The 2,332-nt window shown below is 39.0% G+C and carries 2 protein-coding genes; both read left to right on the top strand.

The window, feature by feature from the left end:
• The first annotated feature begins 316 nt into the window (after nucleotides 1-316).
• Nucleotides 317-2,002, top strand: coding sequence for an IS66 family transposase (locus F6K22_RS38965; protein WP_293110309.1), 1,686 nt, complete (start codon nucleotides 317-319; stop codon nucleotides 2,000-2,002).
• A gap of 24 nt (nucleotides 2,003-2,026) precedes the next feature.
• Nucleotides 2,027-2,332 (top strand): hypothetical protein (locus F6K22_RS38970; RefSeq protein WP_293110311.1); only part of this gene is annotated, 306 nt, incomplete at its 3' end.

Genomic DNA, 2,332 nt, shown 5'->3' on the forward strand with positions numbered 1-2,332 from the left:
TTTCCAGGAGAAGACCGCATAAGGGGTGGAACACGTCATGTTACTTGGTTCAGAAGTGTGCTCTTTCGTTCAATTTCTTTCTCTAAAGTTCTGTCTAACTTCAAATTAGTAACAGGAGAACCATCATTTCTAGTTTGAATATTTTTGTATCCACTCAATATGATGGGGTAGGGAATGATTATAACTGCCAAGACCAATCAAATGGATTGATAAAATAGGGAGCGATCGTATCGTCTAAATCAATAAGGGTAACCAAAAAAGAATAAAGGATAAAGAATAACAACAGAAGAACACAGAAGGTTATAGAATATCACACATGAGACAAAATAATGACAACCAAAAATTAGTAGAACAGGTGCTGCAAAGGATAGACCAGACCGAAATTGCAGACAAGTCCTTGTCTCAAACAGTAGAGAGCCTACTGAACCTGATAGAAAAATTACACGTACAACTCAAAGACCTGCAACAAGAAAACCAAAGCTTAAGAGACGAAAACAATCGTCTGAAGGGAGAGCAACAACAGCCAAAAATTAAAGCCAAAAAACCAAGAGGATTTTCCCAAAACTATTCATCAGAAAAAGAACGAAAGCTACCTCAAAACCATTCTAAGGGCAGTAAAAAATCTAAGGTCAAAATAGATAGAGAAGAAATATTAGAGTATCCGATAGAATTACTGCCCATAGATGCACAGTTTAAGGGTTACGAAGAAGTAATCATTCAAGACATCACCCTGGGAACTGATAACGTATTATTTCTGAAAGAGAAATACTACTCACGCTCTACGCGAAAAACCTATTTGGCAGAATTACCAGCAGGTTATGAAGGAGAATTTGGTCCAGGAATTAAAAGCTTAATTATCAGTTTGTACTATGGGGGAAATATGACCCAAGGCAAACTGTTAGAGTTTTTAGAGGATATGGGCATCTCCATTTCAGCAGGACATTTGTCTAATTTATTAATCAAAAACCAGGCTGTTTTTGAGAGGGAAAAAAGCGAAATTTATGAAGCCGGACTATTAAGTAGTCCCTGGCAACACTTTGACCAAACGGGAGCCAGAGTGGGAGGAGTCAACTATACCACGAATATAGTATGTAACCCTCTTTATACGGTCTACTTTACCACTGCCAACAAAGATAGATTAAGTGTGCTTCAAGGTTTACTTGACGGACGAGAACTAGAGTTTATTCTCAACTCCTTCACCAACTCAATGTTGGAAACCTTACGTATACCAGATAAATGGAAGAAGTCTCTGGAATTGTTGCCCCAAGACACTGTATTGAATTCTACAGAGTTTAATGGGCTACTAGATAGACATTTACCATTATTAGGGTCACAAATGCGTAAACGTATTTTGGAAGCAGCAGCAATCGCTTTTTATCATCAGCAAAGAGACTGGCCAGTTATCAAGACTCTCCTCTGTGATGATGCACCAACCTTCAAGTTACTGACTGATGAGTTGGCTTTATGTTGGATACATGAGGGACGACATTATAAAAAGTTAACTCCCAAGGTTCATTATCATCAAAAACTCCAGGAACAATTCTTGGATGATTTTTGGGATTACTATAGAAAGTTACTTGCTTATAGAGATGCTCCTACACTTTCAACTGCACAAAGACTACACTCTGAATTTTTACGACTTTTTCAGACTCAGAGTGGTTATCAGCAGTTGGATGAACGAAAACGATTAACTGCCAGCAAAATCTCGGAGTTGCTGTTGGTGTTAGAGCATCCGGAATTACCATTGCATAATAACCCGGCGGAGTTAGCTGCGAGAACTATGGTAAGGAGACGCCATATCAGTTATGGAACTCAGACAGCTGAGGGGACTGCATCTTGGGATACTTTTATGTCCCTTGTTGCTACTACTCGTAAACTGGGATTAAGCTTTTTTGAATATGTACACGATCGCATTTTGAGGACAGGGAATATTCCGTCTCTGGCAAGTATTATTCGCGATCGCTCTTCTGTTAATTCCCTTAGTTGGTCTTGGCAGTTATAATCATTCCCTACCCCATCATATTGAGTGGATACGTTTTCAGAAGGAAAAAGGATGGGTGGCCTGGTTCCAGTTAATATGCGCTCTACCGTCCACAAGGTGTTGGGCGATTTAGTAGACAAAGTTACCCAGGAGGAAGGAGTTGATAGTATTGACGACTGGGTTGTCAAAAAATTAAATGATCAAGCATCTAATGCAAAGCTGGATAGCGGTACATGGGATAAAAAGAGATTATTTGAAGCACTTAGCGCCGAACAAATTGATTCTGTAGCACTCGGTATAATCAATTTCAATAAAAATAGAGAGTTTATTATTGGCGATGAAACTGGGTTT

Origin of the sequence: Okeania sp. SIO2F4 (assembly GCF_010672385.1) — a bacterium.
Taxonomy (GTDB): domain Bacteria; phylum Cyanobacteriota; class Cyanobacteriia; order Cyanobacteriales; family Microcoleaceae; genus Trichodesmium.

Bases quoted from the DNA above. Each gene is read 5' to 3' on its own strand.
- F6K22_RS38965 (WP_293110309.1), top strand. From the start codon at position 317: ATGAGACAAAATAATGACAACCAAAAATTAGTAGAACAGGTGCTGCAA.